At 66.4% G+C, this 19,498-nt stretch carries 14 protein-coding genes, 1 tRNA gene and 1 pseudogene; 8 read left to right on the top strand and 8 right to left on the bottom strand.

What is annotated here, in order from left to right; all coding sequences use genetic code 11:
* Window positions 1-6: 6 nt before the first annotated feature.
* The 3 genes from ACYVI5_RS15645 to ACYVI5_RS15635 all read right to left on the bottom strand — a co-directional run bounded on the left by ACYVI5_RS15645 (window position 7) and on the right by ACYVI5_RS15635 (window position 3,265).
* Window positions 7-1,203 (bottom strand): redoxin domain-containing protein, encoded by a 1,197-nt coding sequence (locus ACYVI5_RS15645; RefSeq protein ID WP_460581030.1) that lies wholly within the window; start codon window positions 1,201-1,203, stop codon window positions 7-9.
* A 71-nt stretch (window positions 1,204-1,274) separates the two neighbouring features.
* Complete coding sequence (locus tag ACYVI5_RS15640) at window positions 1,275-2,153, bottom strand: cytochrome c biogenesis CcdA family protein (RefSeq protein ID WP_460581029.1); 879 nt, start codon at window positions 2,151-2,153, stop codon at window positions 1,275-1,277.
* A complete protein-coding gene (locus ACYVI5_RS15635; protein WP_460581028.1) occupies window positions 2,150-3,265 on the bottom strand; it encodes a cytochrome c oxidase assembly protein in 1,116 nt (371 codons plus the stop codon). Before ACYVI5_RS15635 ends, ACYVI5_RS15640 begins: the two co-directional genes overlap by 4 nt.
* A gap of 256 nt (window positions 3,266-3,521) precedes the next feature.
* Between ACYVI5_RS15635 and ACYVI5_RS15630 the strand changes: the two genes are divergently transcribed.
* Entirely contained in the window at window positions 3,522-3,887 is a 366-nt protein-coding gene (locus ACYVI5_RS15630; protein ID WP_460536036.1) for a MarR family winged helix-turn-helix transcriptional regulator, read from the top strand.
* A gap of 216 nt (window positions 3,888-4,103) precedes the next feature.
* On the opposite strand, the gene ACYVI5_RS15625 is transcribed toward ACYVI5_RS15630, so the two are convergent.
* Complete coding sequence (locus ACYVI5_RS15625) at window positions 4,104-5,036, bottom strand: aldo/keto reductase (protein ID WP_460581027.1); 933 nt, start codon at window positions 5,034-5,036, stop codon at window positions 4,104-4,106.
* 118 nt (window positions 5,037-5,154) lie between these two features.
* Here ACYVI5_RS15625 and ACYVI5_RS15620 point away from each other — a divergent pair, with 118 nt between their 5' ends.
* On the top strand, window positions 5,155-5,787 hold the full coding sequence (locus ACYVI5_RS15620) for a TetR/AcrR family transcriptional regulator (protein WP_460581026.1): 633 nt from the start codon (window positions 5,155-5,157) through the stop codon (window positions 5,785-5,787).
* Window positions 5,788-5,892: 105 nt separating this feature from the next.
* On the opposite strand, the gene ACYVI5_RS15615 is transcribed toward ACYVI5_RS15620, so the two are convergent.
* On the bottom strand, window positions 5,893-6,492 hold the full coding sequence (locus tag ACYVI5_RS15615) for a hypothetical protein (RefSeq protein ID WP_460536043.1): 600 nt from the start codon (window positions 6,490-6,492) through the stop codon (window positions 5,893-5,895).
* A gap of 58 nt (window positions 6,493-6,550) precedes the next feature.
* On the opposite strand from ACYVI5_RS15615, the gene ACYVI5_RS15610 reads away from it, so the two are divergent.
* Both ACYVI5_RS15610 and ACYVI5_RS15605 read left to right on the top strand, forming a co-directional pair.
* On the top strand, window positions 6,551-7,426 hold the full coding sequence (locus ACYVI5_RS15610) for an alpha/beta fold hydrolase (RefSeq protein ID WP_460581025.1): 876 nt from the start codon (window positions 6,551-6,553) through the stop codon (window positions 7,424-7,426).
* 200 nt (window positions 7,427-7,626) lie between these two features.
* Window positions 7,627-8,922, top strand: a complete 1,296-nt coding sequence (locus ACYVI5_RS15605) for an LCP family protein (RefSeq protein ID WP_460581024.1) — start codon at window positions 7,627-7,629, stop codon at window positions 8,920-8,922.
* An 86-nt stretch (window positions 8,923-9,008) separates the two neighbouring features.
* Here the strand turns inward: ACYVI5_RS15605 and ACYVI5_RS15600 are convergent, their stop codons facing one another.
* Window positions 9,009-10,142 carry a serine hydrolase domain-containing protein gene (locus tag ACYVI5_RS15600; protein ID WP_460581023.1) on the bottom strand — a complete coding sequence of 378 codons (1,134 nt, stop codon included), beginning with the start codon at window positions 10,140-10,142 and terminating at the stop codon, window positions 9,009-9,011.
* Between the two features lie 230 nt (window positions 10,143-10,372).
* On the opposite strand from ACYVI5_RS15600, the gene ACYVI5_RS15595 reads away from it, so the two are divergent.
* Window positions 10,373-10,464, top strand: a tRNA-Ser gene (locus ACYVI5_RS15595).
* Between the two features lie 119 nt (window positions 10,465-10,583).
* On the opposite strand, the pseudogene ACYVI5_RS15590 reads toward ACYVI5_RS15595, so the two are convergent.
* A pseudogene (locus tag ACYVI5_RS15590) lies at window positions 10,584-10,787 on the bottom strand (site-specific integrase); the annotation flags it as partial.
* A 167-nt stretch (window positions 10,788-10,954) separates the two neighbouring features.
* A complete protein-coding gene (locus tag ACYVI5_RS15585) occupies window positions 10,955-11,482 on the bottom strand; it encodes a DUF2127 domain-containing protein (RefSeq protein WP_460581022.1) in 528 nt (175 codons plus the stop codon).
* A gap of 793 nt (window positions 11,483-12,275) precedes the next feature.
* Between ACYVI5_RS15585 and ACYVI5_RS15580 the strand changes: the two genes are divergently transcribed.
* The 3 genes from ACYVI5_RS15580 to ACYVI5_RS15570 all read left to right on the top strand — a co-directional run bounded on the left by ACYVI5_RS15580 (window position 12,276) and on the right by ACYVI5_RS15570 (window position 19,349).
* Window positions 12,276-15,095, top strand: a complete 2,820-nt coding sequence (locus ACYVI5_RS15580) for a DUF7507 domain-containing protein (RefSeq protein WP_460581021.1) — start codon at window positions 12,276-12,278, stop codon at window positions 15,093-15,095.
* Between the two features lie 713 nt (window positions 15,096-15,808).
* The gene (locus tag ACYVI5_RS15575; RefSeq protein WP_460581020.1) at window positions 15,809-18,868 is read left to right on the top strand and encodes a DUF7507 domain-containing protein; all 3,060 of its coding nucleotides are present in this window, start codon (window positions 15,809-15,811) and stop codon (window positions 18,866-18,868) included.
* A 187-nt stretch (window positions 18,869-19,055) separates the two neighbouring features.
* Entirely contained in the window at window positions 19,056-19,349 is a 294-nt protein-coding gene (locus ACYVI5_RS15570; RefSeq protein ID WP_460581019.1) for a hypothetical protein, read from the top strand.
* Window positions 19,350-19,498 lie beyond the last annotated feature (149 nt).

Below are 19,498 nucleotides of genomic sequence, written 5' to 3'. Positions count from 1 at the left end.
CAGGGGTCAGTCGGTGGGCATGGGCAGCTTGTCGTCGACCGTGCGCAGCACATAATCGAGCTCTTCTTGTGTGAAGGTGCCGGGGTGGCGCACCAGCACCTTTCCTGTCGGCGAGAGGATCACCGTGTAGGGCAGATCGGATGCCTCGAAACGTGCGGCCTGAGTTCCTTTGGCATCCGAGAGCACGGGGAAGGTCAGATGGTGTCGAGCGATCGCGGCCCTTCCCTCCACCGCGCTGTCGTCGACATCGACCCCCAGGAAGTCCACCGTTTTCCCGAGCGCTGCGTGCTCTGCCTCGGCGGCATCGAGTTGGCTGGCGCAGGCGGTGCAGGTGCTCGACCAGAAGTCCAGCACGGTGTACTCACCGTGGTCGGACGCGCTTGACGTCGTCCCAGTCTCAGCTGATGCGGCGTTGCCGCCGGCAGGTCCGAGCACGGGACCGCTGACGGGCGCCGGAGTGTCGCCGATCTCGGTGCCTCCGGGCAGCGCGGCCGGGAGATCCTTCCCTGCCACATGCGTTTGCTCGGAGCTGGGGAGGGCGTCGTTGGCGAGTACGGCGAGTCCGTGGGAGAAGGGGGCGGTGTCGGCATCCTGCGTGCCGAAGTCGGCGATATCGGCATCGGTGCCGTTCGGCTTGATGATGAAGATCTCGGTGCCGTGCGCGACCGACTTCGTCGCCGGATCGAGCTGGATGTTCACCCCGTACGCGTGGGCTGTGGCCGCAAGCTGCTTTGGTGTTCCGGTGCCGAAGTACCAATTGCCAAGGTGGCCGAGGCCATGCTGGTTCGTCCACGTCTGCACCGCCGCGGTCGATGGATAGTACGGGTTGGCGTTGATCGAGACGAACGCGATGTGTTTGCGGGCGTTCGCGCTGAGGTCGTTGTCGGCCGCGATCACGTCCTGTGCGAACAGGGCGCAGAGGTCGGCGCACTGATCGTCGTTGAAGGTCAGAACGATGACGTCTCCCTTGAATCGGGCGAGCGTCAGTGGACTGCCGTCTTGATTGGTGAGGTCGAACTCAGGGGCGCGGACGGTTCCATCGCTCGCGAGCGTATCCATGGAGAGCAGGTCAGCGGTCGGCTTGTTGATGCCCGGCCTGCCCTGGTAGTCGTTCTGCTTGGAGCCGTCGGCCGCCACTGGGGCGAACATGGCGACCGTGAGCACGCCCGCGAGGAGGACGACGAGCGTGACGGCCGCGGTCACGAGAAGCCAGCGTGTCTTCGTTCGTCGAGTCGGGGCAGAGCGCTCGGGTGGGCGGCTCGAGTCGCCGGGCGTCATCGACTGTTCCCTTCTGCCTCCGCACGATGGGGGCTGCGTTGGTGCTGTCCAGGATGCTTACTCGCCGTCGCCAGGGCGATCATGGCGCCGACCACGAGCGCCGTGCAGAGGACCGCGCTGGCCATCCACCAGGTATCCAGCCAGGACACGACAGCCGACTGCACCTGATCGACGCCGCCGATGACCGGCGCGATCAGGTCAGGCGCACCGAGCACATGCATCCAGTACGCGATGAGGTAGAGGCCGACGATGGTGCAGATTCCTCCAGCAATCCTGGGAAGCACTCGCGCCACGGGATGCAGCGCACGTAGCGTCGCTGGCCCGCTGAATGCACAGATCAGGGATGCGGCAGTAGCGAAAAGGCCCATGCCCAGCGCGTATGCCACGAACACGGCAACGCTCTGTACCGGCGTGGCGGTGGAGAGGGATGAGCCGACCGCGGCGATGAAGATAGGCAGTGAGCAGCTGAGGGACCCGACGGCGTACGCCGCGCCGAACCCGATCATCGTGACGGTGCCCGTGCCGGAACGGAACGAGAGCGCCGGAAGGTGCCAACCCGGCGCCTTGCCGATCATCGAGAGCACGCCGAGCACGAGGATGGCGGAGCCGACGAGCAGCATGATCCAGGGCGCGAGGTCGGTCACGGCAAACGCGAGCGAGGATTCCACGACGCCGGCGACGCCGAACACCAAGACGAAGCCGAGTGAGAGACATCCACCGGAACGCAGTGCCGTGAGCAGGCGGACCGGCCACGGCCGGTCGACATCATCGAGGAAGACGGTCAGATAGGCCGGCAGGAGAGGGAGACCGCACGGGTTGATCAGCCCGGTCAGGCCGATCGTGAACGCGTAGGCGATGAGCGCCCCGCCGATCATCGCGCGCCATCATGCTGCGTGGAGACTTCGTCCCGTTGTGCAAGGGCGGCGAGGGAGGCGTTGTAGGCGTCCAGGTCGATGTCGCCGAACTTCTCCACCCGACGTGCTTGTCGTTTCGCCGAGCGGTCCTCGCTGCGCTGCCACTGCAGGAACAGCACGCCTAGTACCAGCAGCGTGGGGAGCTCGGTGAACGCCCAGGCGATGCCGCCGGCGGTCTGCTGATCCGACAGGGGAGTCGAGGTTGCCCACGGCAACGCGGTTGCGTAGTACTTCACCATGACGGTGGTCGCCATCATGAACACGATGCCGAAGAACGCGTGGAACGGCACTGTCGCGCTCAGCTCGGCGATCCGCAGCACCGGGCGGGAGAACGCTCCCATGACGCCGCCACCTCGGCGAGGTGAGGGGTCCACGCCCAGGATTCCCCAGAAGTACAGGCATCCGATGGCCAGGAAGTGAAAGAGCATCAGGTTGTGTCCCCACCAGGTGACCATCAGCCAGTCGATCAGCGGCGTGAAGTAGAGCACGTACAGGCTGAACAGGAAGAGCAGGACGGTCACCACAGGACTGGCCACGACAGTCGCGAAACGCGAGTGCAGGAAGAGGAGCAAGAGATGTCGCGGACTGCGCTTTCCTCCCGTGGCGGGCAACGCGCGAAGCATCAGCGTGACCGGTGCGCCCAGCATGAGCAGTATCGGCGTCACCATGCCGATCACCATGTGCTGCAGCATGTGGATGCTGAAGAAGTCCATGCCGTAGCCGTCGAACCCCGTCGCGGTCATCAGTTCGAGGGTGAAGACTCCGAGCATCCACCAGACGATGCGACCCTTCGGCCAGCCGTCGCCCCTCCTGTGCAGGACGAAGACTCCTGCGAGATAGGCGACCGCCAGAAGAACACCGATCACGGGGAAGATCGGGATCGGCTGCGGATGGAACGCGAACAGCCGAAGATACGTGAGCGGTTGGTGGGGCATCCACATCGGACCACTCATCGACATCGGCCCCATCGAGCCGGTGCCGCTCATGCCGCCGCCGTTCATCGAACCGCCGTCGGCGGTCGCCAACGTCGCGTGCGCGAGGGAGACCAGAACCGGGACGGATGCAGATGTCATCGATGAGCCTCCCAACCATCGCCACTTGCGCTTTTACAATAGTTGCACTTATACAAGCCCAGCAGTGGCGAAGCTGTGAGCGGGCGTCCGGGTGGGATAGTGGAGTGGCTCGCGCCGATTGCGGGCGAGGAAGGATGTCGATGCGATGACCCCGCCTGAGACACCCGCCGGAGACGATGATGTATCCGCGGTCCTCACCGCATCACGCGCCATGCTCGGTGTCATTGCGCGATCTTTCGCTGGCACCCTGGAGACGGTGACCCTTCCCCAGTTCAGGGTGCTCGTTCTGCTGAGTTCCCTCGGCCCGCAGCGCACCGGCATCCTCGCCGAGCGGCTCGGAGCCAACCTCTCCACGTTCAGTCGGTCGCTTGACCGGATGGTTGCCTCTGGCTGGGTGCGACGCGAGCAGAACCCGGGAAGCCGGCGCGAGGTGATCATCACGCTCACGCCCGAGGGGGAGAGCATCGTCAACGACGTCACGCAGCGCCGCCGGGAGGATTTTCGCCGCATCCTCGTCCAACTCACGCCCGCCCAGCGAAGGCAGGTCTTCGAGGCGTTCGACGTCTTCAACTCTGCCGCCGGCGAGCCGACGGTCGAAGACCTCCTGCCGCTCGGCCTCTGACCCACGCGCTGTGCAAACGCACCCGTGTGACGGACCTGGACCGCCGAGTGGTTCGTGATCCAGCCTTGGATCCGCCGGCCATCTGCCGGTCTCCTCCGTGCGCGGTCCGCGCCTACGGCAGCCCGACCCGGACATCACCATCGCGATCGGCGAGCGCATCAATCTCCTCACCCGTACCACGGCTGTGAGAGACGAGACACCTCGGTGAAGCGTGCCCTACTCCTCGCGGCCCCACCGGATCTCGCCGCCGCCGACGACCTCGAGGCCGTCCAGTTCGGCCATCGTCGAGGCATCCAGCACGATGTCGCCTACAGCGTTGTTCTCGTCGAGGTGCCGGGTGCTGGTCGTGCCAGGAATGAGCAGCGTGTTCGGCGTGCGCTGCAGCAGCCACGCCAGACCGATCTGTGACGGTGTGGCGCCCAAGCGTTCAGCGGCCGCGATCACGGCAGGCTGCTCGACGACCTTCGCAAGGCCGGGGAACGCGCTGCCGAGCGGGAAGTACGGCACCCACGCGATGCCCTCGTCCACGGTGAGACGGAGCATGTCGTCGAACTGCCGGTCGACGAGGCTGTAGGCGTTCTGCACGGCGGCGAGCCCGGCAGGCAGCGCATGCCGGAAGGTGTCGGTCGTCACGGCGCTCACACCGATCGCGGCGATCTCGCCCCCGTCGCGCAGCTCGATCAGCACGGCGAGCTGGTCGTCGAGCGGCACGTCCTGGTCGCCCTCGGCGCGCAGCCCGGGGCCGACCTCGGCGCGGCGCAGGTAGACGAGATCGAGACGATCGCGGTCCAGGGTGAGCAGATTGTTCCGGATGCTCGCCCGCAGCTGCTCGGGACGCTGCGCCAGCCGCAACGGGAACGGGCCGTCCGGGTCGCGTTCCGCGCCGATCTTGGTGGCGACGAACACGTCGTCGCGCTTGCCGACGACGCCTCGAATCACCTCGTTCACGAACCCTGGACCGTAGAAGTCGGCCGTGTCGACGTGGTTCACGCCGGCATCGAGGGCGTGCTGCAGAACGGATGCCGCGGCATCCGGGTCGACGTCGAGCCGCTCCAGCTGCATGGCGCCGTAGCCGATGCGGGCGACGGGTCGCCCGGCGAGGTCGTAGGTGCCGCCCAGCGAGGCGCGAACGGATGTGGAGTCGCTCATGGTTCTCCCTGCTTCAAGGGCCGCCCAGCGCTCCTGGTGCCAGGCGTGCTCGGCGGATAATGTGGGATGAAACGGAGGAAGCTCCGTTTACCAGAGAGCGTAACGGAGGGGCCTCCGCTTGTCTACTGCCGATGTTGAAACGTCCGCGCCCGAGCACGCGAACACGCCCGCACCCAAGCGCGACGAGCCGCCGAAGTTGCGCGCCGATGCGGCACGCAACCGCGCGCTGCTGCTCGACGCCGCCCGAGATGCGTTCGCCGAAGCGGACGGCGTCACGCCGGTCTCGCTCGAGGCCATCGCCCGGGCTGCCGGGGTCGGAATCGGAACGCTGTACCGCAACTTCCCCACCCGTGAGTCGCTGGTGGAGGCGTTGCACGGCAGTGAGCTCGACGAGGTCGTGGCATCCGCGGGGCCGCTTCTCGAGGGCCGCGCCGCGTTCGATGCGCTGCGCCTATGGCTGGTGCGCTACACGCGTTTCGTCGCCACCAAACAGGGCATGGCCGACGCGTTGCGCACGGCGATCGCCTCAGGCGCTATCCGCAAGAACGAGACGCGCGAGCGCATCACCGCGGCAGTGGGAACGCTTCTGGATGCCGGCGCCGCCGACGGCACGATCCGCCCGGATGTCGATCCGGGTGACCTTACCGCGATGCTCGTCGGCCTCTTCCTCGCGGCCGGCAACGCGAAAGACACCGCACGCGTCGGCCGCATGCTCGACCTGCTGATGGACGGCCTGCGCCCCCAGCGCTGACCCGACCAGCACCCCACCTCCGGTTCAAGTCGCGAAGTCGGTCGTTATGGAACTCCATAACGACCGACTTCGCGACTTGAACGGTCGGTGACCCTCGTGCGGCCGTCACGCCTCGCTCGTCAGCGCCTCCAACTCGGCGCGCAGCGAAGCGAGCTCGACGTCGCGGTCGACCTCATCCAGGGGCGTCGGCGCATCCGGTGTGTACTGCAGCGCGTGGTCCACGAGCGATGCGCTCACCTCGCGCCAGGCATCCTGCCGCGCCTTCTCGATCAGCCCCAGCAGGTACTCCTCTTCGCCGGCCTTCTGCCGCAGGGCCGACGCAGCCTCGGTGGCGACCATCAGCCGGTGACGCACGTTCGACTCGTCGCCGCGGCGGTAGTCGTGCACGTGCTGTGCCCGGCCGACGCGACCGATCGTGCGGGCGAGTTCATCGGTGAGCCGGTCCGAGGCATCCTGAGACTCGGCCGCGAGCTCTTCGAACGCGGCGGATGCCTGCGGCAGATACTCCTGCGCGTCGTACGCCCGCGGTGACACGACGGCGTCCACCGCAATCGCGTTCTTGAGGCGCAGCCGCACCGCGTACTCCGAGATCATCAGACCTTCGGTGACGGACTGGTCGACGGTCGCGCGTTCTTGCACCTCGACGGCGGCATCGTCGTACGGCTTGAGGATGCGCCGCTTGCGCCAGCGTGCGAACCAGCCCACGGCGTCTCCCTTCCGAGGGTTAAAGCTACCTGGACGACACTGCCGTTACGGTGGGCGAGTGGCAGGAACGACGGCGATCGAACGAGACCTCGAACTGGCCGACGGACACAGCATCCGTTTCTGGGACACCGGCGCTCCGGACGACGGCGGCACCGGCCTCACGCTGATCTGGCACCACGGGACTCCGCAGACGGGACGGCCCATCGAGCCGGTGGCCGATCCGGCTCTCGCGCGGGGCATCCGCGTCGTCTCGTGCGCCCGCGCGGGCTACTCGTTCACGGAACCTGTGCCGGGCCGCACCGTGCAGGATGCCGGCGCCGATGTGGTCGCCGTCGCCTCCGCGCTCGGGCTCGAGCGGTATGTCACGGCGGGAGCATCCGGCGGCGGTCCGCACGCGCTGGCGTGCGCGGCGCTCGACCCCGAACGCGTCGCCGGCGTGGTCACGCTCGCCGGCATCGCGCCGTACACGGATGCGTACGACTGGTTCGGCGGCATGGCATCGCCCGGCGGGCTGAAGGCGGCCCTCCGCGGTGGACGGGACGAGCGACGGCGCCACGGCGAGACGGCCGAGTTCGACATGGAGAGTTTCACCGATACCGACTGGGCCGCCCTCGAAGCGGAGTGGGGCCCGCTCGGCGCCGACGCAAATCGTGCTTCGGCCGAGGCGACTGTCGACGGGAGCCCGGCGTGGGGTGAGATCGACGACGACGTCGCCTTCACGACGCCATGGGGCTTCGACCTTTCGGCGGTGGGATGCCCGACCCTCGTCGTGCAGGGCGGTCGCGATCGTGTCGTTCCGCCTTCGCACGGCCAATGGCAGGCCGGGCACCTGCCTCGCGCCCAGTTCTGGCAGCGACCGAACGACGGTCACGTCTCCGTGCTGCGCGCCCTGCCCGTCGCTCTCGATTGGCTGCGCGACCTCTCACAGCGCTGAGCTTTCACCTTTCACTCAGGAATTGCCGGCATTCCCATACCTCACGTCGTTTAATCTCCATTACCGGGCTTTTCGTCGACGCCTGCTTGGTTGGACGGACGAAGCGGGATGACAGACTCAATCTGCCCGGAACGGATCACAGGCATCCACGACCCACAGCGAACACCCGAGCAGCGAACGACCGACGAAAGGCGGCGCACATGGCGGAACGGCGCGCGACCCGCGACGGCATCGGGCACACGCGTGCCGCGGCGCGCTCTGCGCGCGGTCCACGCGGCATTGCCCGGCACGGTCGTCTGCGCTCGCATCCGTGGGCCACGTTCGGCAAGGTCGTGGCGTCCGTCGTCGTCGTCGCGGTGGTCAGCGTGCTCGGCATCGCCGGCGTGGCCGCCGCGAACCTCGTGAGCGACACGAAGAAGTCGTTCCATCTGCATGGTGAAGGTGCCCAGGCGATCCCGAACATCGCCGCGCTCAAGGGCGGGGTGAACATCCTGGTGGCCGCCTCCGACACGCGAAGCGGTCAGGGCGACTCGTGGGGCACGCTCGACGACAGCTCGGGTGCCGGCAACAACGACGTGACGATGCTGCTGCACCTCTCCTCCGACCACACGCACGCGATCGTCGTGAGCTACCCGCGCGATCTGATGATCCCGATCCCGGCGTGCGGCAACAACGACGCTCAAGATCAGGCCCAGTTCAACACGACCCTGTCCGAGGGCGGGATGTCGTGCGTGGCCGACACGGTGACGAAGATGACCGGCATCCAGATCCCGTTCGCCGCCGAGATCACGTTCGAGGGCGTCGTCGCGATGTCGAACGCCGTCGGCGGGGTGCCGGTGTGCATCGGCGGAAACGGAATCGACGACCCGGACACCAGCCTCAATCTGCCGGCCGGCGAGGTGACCCTCGAGGGGCAGAACGCGGCCGAGTTCCTGCGCACCCGGCACGGCGTCGGCGACGGCTCGGACCTCGCCCGCATCAGCAACCAGCAGGTGTTCCTCTCCTCGCTGGTGCGCACGATCATGAGCAACGGCACGTTGGCGAATCCGGTGAAGGTCTGGGGCCTCGCGAAGGCCACCGTCAGCAACGTGCACCTCTCCGACAACCTGAACGCGGCCACTCTCTACCAGATCGCCATGGCGCTGAAGGGCTTGAACTGGAGCAACATCGCGTTCGTTCAGTACCCGACGGTGGAAGACCCGGATAATACGAACCGCGTCATCCCCGATGAGGATGCCGCTCAGACGCTCAACGACGCCATCGTCAACGACCAGTACATCCAGATCACCGGGGGCACCGGTGACGGGTCGGTGACGTCGTCCAGCCAGCCCGCACAGCAGCCGACGCCGAGCAGCACTCCATCGAGCGGCAAGTCGTCTGGCAAGAAGAGCACGGCCAGCGCAGCGCCCTCGTCGAGCTCGACGCCGGTGCCGCTCAGCAGCAACGTGCACGGTCAGACGGCCGCGACGCAGACGTGCTCGAACGGTGCAGGCTAGCGCCAGACGCAGCCTGCGCCTCGTTCAGGTCGCACTTTTCGTCGACCCGGCCGCACTCTTGCAACGAAAACTGCGACCCGAGCGGGTCAGTCGCCGTCGACGGATGCCGCCAGCGGCCCCCAGAAGTAGTCGAACGCCTCCTGCGGTCCGGCCATGAACCGCTGCGACATGACCACGCCGACGAGGTCCCTTGACGGATCGACGTACGCACTGGTGCCTGACCCTCCCGTCCAGCCCCAGCGCCCGGGCGCTGACCACGGGTGCGGTCTGCCGGTCTCGACGGACGTGCACCAGCCCCAGCCGACCCCTGGCCCGGCGAGCTGGGCGAGACCGAGCTGCTGGCCGGCATCCAGTTGCGAGGAGGTGGCCTGCGACACCAGCTCGGCGGGCACGATCTGGCCCTCTGCGATGGCGGTGAGGATGCTCACGAACTCCGGCACCGTCGACACGAGTCCGCCGCCGAGGCTCTCGAACGCGGGCTCCGACGAGAATGCGCGGTCGTACTCGGCGAATACCTCCAACCCTTCGCCGTTCACCCGGTACTGGCCAGGCAACCGCTCCTCAGTGAAGAAGCCGGTGCGTGAGAGCACGAGCGGGCCGGTGATCTCGCCGAGCAGCAGTTCGTGCAGCGGCTTGTCGCTGACGCGGGAGAGCAGGATGCCCAGCACATCCGAGCTGGTGTGGTACATCCAGCGCTCGCCTGGCTGGTACGCCAGAGGAAGCGCCGCGACGCGCTCGAGGTACTCATCCACTCCGAACGGCGGCGGCAGCGGTCCTACCGCGAACGGGCCCAGTTCGCGTGAGTACGGCGTGCTCTCGAACTGCAAGCCCATTCCGCTCGTGAACGTCAGCAGGTCGCGCACCGTGATCTCCCGCTCGGCGGGCACTGTGTCGTCGAGCTGTGCGTCGGGAGAGCGGAGCACGCGTCGATCCGCGAGTTCGGGCATCCACTCCGCGATCTCGTCGTCGAGCTCGAGCAGCCCGTCACCGATGAGCTGAGCCGTCAGCGCCATCCCGACGATCTTGCTCAGCGAGGCGATGCGGAACGGGGTGTTCTCGGTCATCGGCACGCGGCCGGCTTCGCCCGCGAAGTCGTACGTGCCGGCGGAGTAGAACTGCGTCTGGCCACGATGGCGCACGCCGGCGACGATGCCAGGGGCCCAGCCGGATGCGACGCGCTCGTCGAGCGAGCGCCACACGTTGTCGAGGTTGAGGGGCATTGGTCCACCTTGCCTGTCTCCCAAACGGGGGTCAAGCTTCGACTGGTTGTGACGGGCATCCGCCATAGCGACAGACCGTCGCGCTACACGGATCGGCAACCGCTGCAGATCATTCATGTGGCGGATGCTGATGGCTGTAGCGGATGCCGATAGCTGTGGCGCGCAACGTGCGGAGGGGACCACGCGGTCCGTTATGATGGTCGTCGTGTGTCCGCGCGGCGGCCGCACGAGGAGACGTCGCATAGTCAGGCCTAGTGCACCACCCTGCTAAGGTGGAGTCCCCGTAAGGGGACCGAGGGTTCAAATCCCTCCGTCTCCGCCATGGAGTTAGGTCCGGATCCGCGGAATGACGGGGGAATCGGGCCATTCGTGTGACTCGGGAGTCATCGTTTGGCCGCATTATGGCCGCAGCGGGACCGAGGCGGCTGTGTCTAGCGGCGATCAATACTCGGTCGTCGAGGTTTCGATGGCGTTCGATCGGTTGTGGTCGAGTGCTGTCGCTACGCGGTCGATGTCGTCGTTGAAGAGGTCGGCATAGACATCGAGTGTCATGGCGCACGCGTGGCCGAGCATTCGTTGTACGGCCTTCACATTGGCTCCGGCGGAGACTGCAAGCGACGCGGCCGTGTGCTCCAGTGTGCGTGGAACCGCGTCGTGCCCGACTGTGCGAAGAACGACACACCCATCCGAAACAAGGCCTCCAGCAACCACCCGCTAGCTGATACGGCTCGAACTTGGTGTGACGAGCTGCTCGGCCGTCTTCTCCTAGTTCGAGACCCGGAGTACCAAGTGCCTGACGAGCTGGTGGGTGATTAACGCAGCAGGGGGATGCGCTGTCGGATGACCTCGCGCAGAGTGCGGCTGTGCCGCCACTCGCGCACGGTCAAAGCGATGACGGCCAGGTCGAGAACCGTCAGCACAAGCACGCCGATCGAGAAGGTGATCACCAGATCCACCACTTGCACGATTGCCAGGACGATCAACGCGCTCACTGCCCATGGATACACGCGAGTGGACCCGGCAAACAGTGCGATCACGATGGCGAGTTTCACCACACCGTGGATCACTAGGTAGAGCCCGGCGACGAACAGTGCACTGTGACTGGTTCGCGCTGAGGCGTCCAGAATCAGGTTCGCGATCAGATCGTGCCGGTCTTCTGCGAGTTCGCCGGCCGTCACTGCTTGCGCCAGTTGCATCACCTGCAGGTGGGTGACGAATAGGGCTGGCACACCGAGCACCAACTCGGACAAGCCATCCAGCGCCTTAAGGAGTACGCCCAGGAGGAACGCCCAATCCAGGATCAGGCCTCGGTGGTTCGCAACCGAGCTACGGATGCCCATGACAGCGGGATCGCGAGATGCTTCCCACAATGGGCACAGCGAACGAAGTCCGGGCGGGCATTCTCTAACGATCGCCAGTGCAGAACGTAAGGCGGGAGCCGGGTGATGCCGCGGTGTGCGTGAGGGTTACGGCCCTTGGTCGTGGCAGAACTGTCGCTGACCATCAGATGACATGGCGTTTGGTTATCGGCCAGTTTTCGGCGCCGATTTCCGGTCGCACGAGACGGTCACGTCCGTCGTTCACCGGGTCGTTTCGCTCCCGCCAGGCGTCCGCAGCGGTGATGGGGACCGCTGCCCGGAGACCCGGCAGCATCCGCTGTCGAGCACGTTCCGGCGGTACACGCCCTGATACCCCCCCCAAACAGGGCGGATCGGGGTGAATTTGGGGTGAAAAGCTGCAATCGCTTTCCCAGGTAGGCCAAGCTTTTTGCTTGGTCCCTATGTGCGGACCACCCACCGGCGGCTTCGGGGCTCCCGGTGACGACCTGAGGTTCGGGGGGATCAGGTGCGACGGCAGCTGCGTAAAGACCGATCACGTTCAACCGAAAGGCTCGGTGCGCTGCCGCGGTGGCGGTCACCACGGCTGAGAATCGCCGCCACGATCGGTGCGCTGGCTTTGACGCTCGGCACCTTCGCGGCCACCACGGCACTGGTGCCTACCGCGGCCGCGTCAGCAGCGCCAGCCCCGGTCGGCTGCGGGTATGCCTCTAACGGTCCCTCCGCGTCGACGCTGTGCTGGCTCGACATGTCGTCCTACAGCGATAGCGCCGCACGCTCAGCAGGTGGTCAGGCGATGTCCGCAACGCTGCCCGGCGGGTACACGTTCTCGTACACGATCAAAACGTCCACCCCGGCCGGGGTAAATTCGATTCCGACACGGGCGACCACGGTCCCGACCTACAGCGGCGCCTACATGGGCAATCTGGCGTACGTGGGCACGCCGGGAAGTCCTGCTCTGGGCTATGACATCGGAACCGATGTCGGGGCCACGTACCAACTGAGCAACCTGGTGGTCAAGGACTCCTCTGGCGCGGTCGTGCACGGGTGGGGAATCGTCGCCGCGGACGCTGAAGCAACAGGTGTCAACACTGCCGGCCAGGAGTCCATGCTCTACAGTTCCGACGTCGCGCTGCGGCGCATCGACGTTCCCTCCGCAACCTACCCGGCGTGCACGGGCGGGTTGACCGGTGTGGGAACGACGAGTGTGATCTGCACCGGCGGTCCCGGAGGACCCAGCGGTGCGCTCGGGGCGCTTGCTCTGCAAGCGGACCAACCGTCTCAGATCACCGTCAGCACGCTCGATCCGGCTGGTGCTGAAGACGTCGCGTTCGCATTCGTCACCTCGAAGCTGACGCTGGACAAGGCCGTGAACGGCCGGATTAGCCCTTCGGACTCCTTCGACACGTCGATCACCTCGCCTGACGGAACGACGCTCGCCACCGCCACGACCGGCACAGCCAACACCTCGACGACCGGTGCGACGACGGTGCTCCCGTCGACGGCGGGACCCTTCACGCTGGCGGAACAGCCGACGACGGGCACGTCAACTCTGCTGAGCAACTACACGCAAAGCTGGGCGTGCACGAACGCCACCACCGGAAGCAGTACGGTGCTTCCCGCAGGTGGCGGGACCAGTGCAACGCTGACGCCGGCGCCGGGTGATGACATCACCTGCACCCTGACGAACACGGCGCTGCCAGCGACGATCGGGATCGTCAAGCACGCGGGCACCCCGGTGGATGTGAACGGCGACGGGATCACCGACGCAGGTGACACCATCCAGTACACGTTTACCGTGACGAACACCGGCCAACTGCCGTTGAGCAACATCGGTGTCACCGACCCCAAGGCGGGACCGGTCACCTGCCCACAGACCACGCTCGCGGTGGGCGCATCGGAGCTCTGCACGGCGGACGCTCCCTATCCGATCAGCGCGGACGACGCCAAGGCGGGGGCGGTGAACAACAGCGCAACAGCACACGGCACCGCTCCTGGCTCGAGCACCACGGTCACATCAGACCCGTCGACCACGACCACGCCCGTCACGCCGGCCGCGCCGGCGCTGACGCTGGTGAAGTCAGCAAACCCGTCGAATGCTGCCGCATATCAGCCGGGGCAGGTGATCACCTACAGCTTCGTGGTGACGAACACTGGCAACGTCCCGATGAACAATGTCCACGTGGTGGAGGACACGTTCACCGGGTCTAACGGAGCGCCGGATGCCACTTGCGCGTCCACGACGTTGGCGGTCGGGGCTCAGGAGGTGTGCACCGCGACCTACGCGTTGACGGTCGCGGATGTGAACGCGGGCTCGCTCACGAACACGGCCCGGGCGCACGGTACTGGACAGGGTTCGGACACGGATGTGCCTTCCGGCACCTCGACGGTGACGATTCCGGAGACCCCGGCGCCGGGTATCACCGTGGTGAAGACGGCGAACCCGACGGCCGTGACTAAGGCTGGTCAGACGGTGACGTATTCGTTTGTGGTGACCAACACCGGTAACGTCACCCTGGCGGTCCCGGACGGTGCGGTGCAGGACACGAACTTCTCCGGCACCGGCACCCTGTCACCGATCAGCTGCCCGGAGACGTCATTGGTGGCCGGTCAGGTGGAGACCTGCACCGCCACGTACACGGTGACCCAGGCGGATGTGAACGTGGGCACGATCACCAACGGTGCGTCGGTGACCGGAACCCCGCCGGGTGGGGGCACCATCGTGTCGCCGCCGTCCCCGCCGGCGACGGTCACGATCGACCGCACCCCGGCACTGACCGTGGTGAAGACCGCGAACGTTCAGGCAGCCGAGGTCGGGCAGACCATCACCTACACGTTCACGGTGACCAACACCGGCAACGTGACGATCATGAACCCGACCGTGGCGGACACGAACTTCTCCGGCAACCCGGCCAACCTGTCCGCACTGAGCTGCCCCGCGAATGTCGTGTTGCAGCCGGGTGAGGACACCACCTGCACCGCCACGTATACGGTGACGCAGGCGGACGTCGACGCCGGTCAGATCACCAACGCGGCCACCGCGACGGGTACTCCGCCGGAGGGTGTGACCCCGCCGACGGCGGATGCGCCGCCGGTGGTCGTGACCACCAACCCGCATCCCGCGCTGTCGTTGGTGAAGACCGCGAGCACTCAGCAGGCCACAACCGTGGGCCAGGTGATCACCTACACGTTCGCGGTGACCAACACCGGCAACGTGGACGTGAAGAACCCGAAGGTGAACGAGGGCACCTTCACCGGGCACGGCACCCTGTCCGCGGTGACCTGCACCGGTGACAGCGTTCTCCCACCCGGTCAAAGCATCAGCTGCACCGCCACCTACACGGTTGTTGCGGCCGACCTCGCCGCTGGGGGCACTCTGTCCAACACGGCGACCGTCACCGGCACCCTCCCTGGCGGCGATCTGCTGACCTCGGACCCGTCGACCGCCAAGGTGGCGGAAGTCGCCCCGGTCACGCCGGCGGCGGCACTGGCCTCCACCGGTAGTGACACCTGGAGCGCAGGGCTCGTCGGTTTCGGACTCCTGATGCTCGGCCTGCTCGCCGCAGCCGCAGCCTGGATCCAGCGCCGGCACCGCAACCCGGAAAGCGACAGCTAACCCGCCAGTGACCCTTCGATGGCGTCGACGCTCATCGTCGGCCACACCGAAGAGCAAGAGACGCCGAGGCCCGGTCTACGCAGCGCCTCTGACGTAGACCGGGCCTCCGGCATGCAAACATTGCAACGCGCTGTCATATCGTTTGGTTAACGGTCAGTTTTCGGAGCGCCGAATTCCGATGCGCACGAGACATTGATGGCCCGCACAGCGAGACCGCAGGCAGGGCGGTGAGGCGCTTGCTGTAGAACCTTGGCCGTGATGGACCGGCCGCAGTGTGCACGAACTGGAGCGACTTGCACGGAGTGGCACGGCAGCACGGAACCATTCGGGTACGAAGAGCGACAGTTGCTCACCGTGCTCGACGATCTCGAGCTCAACAGTGTGGTGTCGGACGCACTAGCCACTTTGAGACGGAGCGCCACAAGTGGCTAAATCAGCGCGGCCCCGAACAGGGGGAATTGGGGTGAATTTTGGGGTGAATTTTGGGGTGAAACGTTTGTAATCGCTTTCCCAAGTAGACCAAGATCCTTGTCTGGTCCCTGTATTGCGGACCGTATTCCAGCACTGGCGGCTTCGGGGCCCCGGTGACGACCTGAGGTTCGGGGGGTCAGGTGCGACAGTTGCGCGGCGAGCAGTCCAGTTCCACGGCGGGATGGGGTGTGCTCCCGCGGTTGCGACCACGTCGACTCCACATGATCGCGGGGATAGGGGCGTTGGCCCTTCTCGGCTCGACCGTGGCGATGACGACCGTGGGTGCGGCTCCCGCGCATGCCGCGGCGGGTGACCCGTTTCCGGCAGCGGACCCGCTGGTGTTCGTGGCACAAGGCGGTCCGACTGCGTTGTTCGAAGCGGTGACTGATTCCTCGGGCGCGGTGTCGTTTCAGCCGGAGGGTGGCCCGTCCGCGGTCAGCTATAACGCGATCTCGTACAACACCGCGGACAACTACTTGTACGGCATCGTGAGCGTGGGTGATGCGTCGATCCCCACGAACTCCTTGATTCGAATCGGGCAAGGCGGCGCCGTCACGAGGGTCGGCTCATCCGTGTACAACCAGGCGCCGCCTTGGAATATCGGCGCCTTCGGCGCAGACGGGTTGTACTACATCGCCGCCTCTACCTCCGTCAACACGGTCATGCTGGGCTTGAACCCGACGACCGGTGCCGTCTCACGCACGGTCACCCTGTCAGCCCCGATCGGCGTGTCCGACATGACATACGCGAACGGCTACTTCTGGGGAGTCACTCAGGGCACGACCACGAACTACGTGCGGGTGGACCCCTCGACCGGGGTGGTATCAACCTTCCCCGCCCCCCTTCCGGCAGGGACATATGGGGCGGCGTGGACGTTCGGCAACGGCAACCTCGGGTTCTCCGAGAACGCGAGCGGGACGGTTACCCAGGTGGCTGTGACGAATCCGGCAGCTGCGACTCCGACCTTCAGCGTCGTGGCCACCAGTCCGGGGCCGTCGAGCGGCAACAACGATGGCGCCGCATCGCCGGGTGAGCCGACCGACCTGTCGATCGTGAAGACCGGTCCGCAGGCATTGGTACCCGGGACGACGGTGACCTACCACCTGACGGTGACGAACAACGGGCCGGGCAACTCGAGCGGGTTCACGGTGAATGACACGGTGCCGGCGCCGCTGACGAACGTCGCCTCGCCGGATGCCGCCTGCACGGTGACCGGGAATGACGTGCGTTGTGTTGGCGGTCGAACCCTCGCCGGCGACTCGGTGACCTATACGATCACGGCCGACGTACCCGCCTCCGGCGCGACCGGAGCGGTCGCCAACTCCGCGACCGTCACCTCGAACGAGCAGGACCCGACACCGGGCAACAACACGTCGACGACGACGGCTGAGCCGGCCGGACTCTCCGTGGTCAAGCACGCCGGCACTCCCGTGGACGTGAACGGTGACGGACTTACCGACGCAGGCGACACCATCCAGTACACATTCGACGTAACGAACACCGGCAGCGTTCCGTTGACCGGGGTGGGGGTCAGCGATCCGAAGGTGGGATCGGTCACCTGTGCTCAGACCACACTCGCCCCCGGCGCCGCCACGACCTGCTCGGCGGACAAGGTCTACACGATCACGACTGATGATGTCACCGCCGGTGCGGTGAAGAACTCGGCGACCGCCTCCGGTACGACGCCGGACAACACCCCGATCACTTCGGGCCCGTCGACGACGTCGACGCCGACCACCGCTCCCGCGCCGGGCATCACGGTGGTGAAGTCGGCTGACCCCTCCGACGCGGGCAGCTTCACGCCCGGGCAGACGGTCACCTACCACTTCACTGTGACGAACACCGGGAACGTTCCGCTGAACGACGTCCACGTCGTAGAGGGTGCGTTCACCGGTACCGGAACGATGTCCAACCCGCCGGACTGCCCGAGCACCACACTGGTGCCGAACGCGCAGGAGGTCTGTAGTGCGACGTACGTGCTCACGCCGGACGATGTGAACGCTGGATCGGTCACCAACACGGCGACCACTGAAGGCACTCCGGCCGGATCGGACACCCCGATCACCTCCACCCCGTCGACGGTGACTGTCCCCACTCCGGCGGTCCCGGGCATCACCGTGGTGAAGTCCGCGAATCCGACCACCGTGACCGCGGCGGATCAGACGGTGACGTACTCGTTCGTGGTGACCAACACCGGCAACGTCACCTTGACCGGCGTCGGGGTGACGGACACCGACTTCTCCGGCACCGGTGCGTTCCCGCAGGTCACCTGCCCGACCACCACCCTGGTCGCCGGCCAGGTGGAGACCTGCACCGCGACCTACACGGTGACCCAGGCCGACGTGGACGCGGGCACGCTGACGAACACGGCCGGCGTGGTCGGTACTCCGCCGGACGGTACCCCGCTGACTCCGGTGCCGTCGAACCCGGTCACCGTGACCATTCCGGCCTCCCCGGGACTGTCGATCGTGAAGACCGCGGACGTTCAGGCGGCTGCGGTGGGTGAGAAGATCACTTACACCTTCATGGTGACCAACACCGGGAACGTGACGATCACCGATCCGCAGGTGACCGACACCGGGTTCACCGGCCACGGCACCCTGTCCGCGATCGTGTGCCCCACCGGCCCGATCACGCTGGCTCCGGGCCAGATCGAGACCTGCACCGCCACCTATACCGTGGTGCAGGCAGACATCGACGCCGGTTCGATCAGCAACGCTGCCACCGTGACCGGGAACCCGCCGCATGGCGACCCGGTGCCGCCGGTGACCTCCACGCCTGTGGTGGTGCCGACCAACCCGCACCCGGCGCTGTCGTTGGTGAAGACCGCCAGTAGTCAACAGGCCACCACGGTTGGCCAGGTGATCACCTACACGTTCGCGGTGACCAACACCGGGAACGTGGACATCACCGACCCGAAGGTGAACGAAGGCAGCTTCACCGGGCACGGCAAGCTGTCCGCCGTGACTTGCCCCTCCGAAAACAGCACGCTGGCCCCGGGCCAGGAGATCGACTGCACCGCCACCTACACGGTGGTCGCCGCCGACCTCGCCGATGGTGGCACCCTTTCCAACACGGCCACCGTCATCGGCACCACGCCCGGTGGTGACCCGATAACTTCCGACCCGTCCACGGCGAAGGTGACCGAGGTGGCGCCAGCTGCACCGGCAGGATTGGCCTCGACCGGTAGTGACACCTGGAGCGCAGGGCTCGTCGGTTTCGGACTCTTGATGCTCGGCCTGCTCGCCGCAGCCGCAGCCTGGATCCAGCGCCGGCACCGCAACCCGGAAAGCGACAGCTAACCAGTGACCCTTCGATGGGGTCGACCCTCATAGTCGGCCCCACCGAAGAGCAAGAGACGCCGAGGCCCGGTCTACGCAGCCCCTCTGATGTAGACCCCGGGCCTCCGGCACGCAAACGTTCGCAACGCGCCGCATATCGTTTCGTTGTCGGCCAATGCGGCGCCTGTCAGCGAGAGCCTGAAATGAGATGTCCCGATTCCGGCAGTTGCTCGGCCTTGAAACCCCACGCGTCTACCTCCGGATTGACGACCTCGACAAGCGGTCGCGCATAGCCGTCTGGAATCGGCTGCTGCCGCTCTATGGCTCGGCAGCCGAGGGTGATTGGCCGCCGAGCCGTGCCAATGTGGCTACTGATGCTGAAGCGATGGAACTCTGGAGTGCTTTCTACTCAGAGTCCCGCGACGAATACAGGTATCACCAGGTCCGGCCGCCGATCAAGGAAGACGTTATTGAGGGGCAGATGCCAGCCCCCTCGACGTGATCGACGCCTTCATTCTTGGGCCCGCTGGGCCTAACCGAAACTGTCACCTACCCGTGCAGCAGTCCCCCGTGACAACCGCGAGGTTCGGTGTCGGGCTTTATGCAGAAGGCGGCCACAGCGACCCGTTCGAGACGCTGACACGTACGTGG

This window comes from Humibacter ginsengisoli, assembly GCF_054780095.1.
This window is presented reverse-complemented; position numbering and strand designations above follow the sequence as displayed.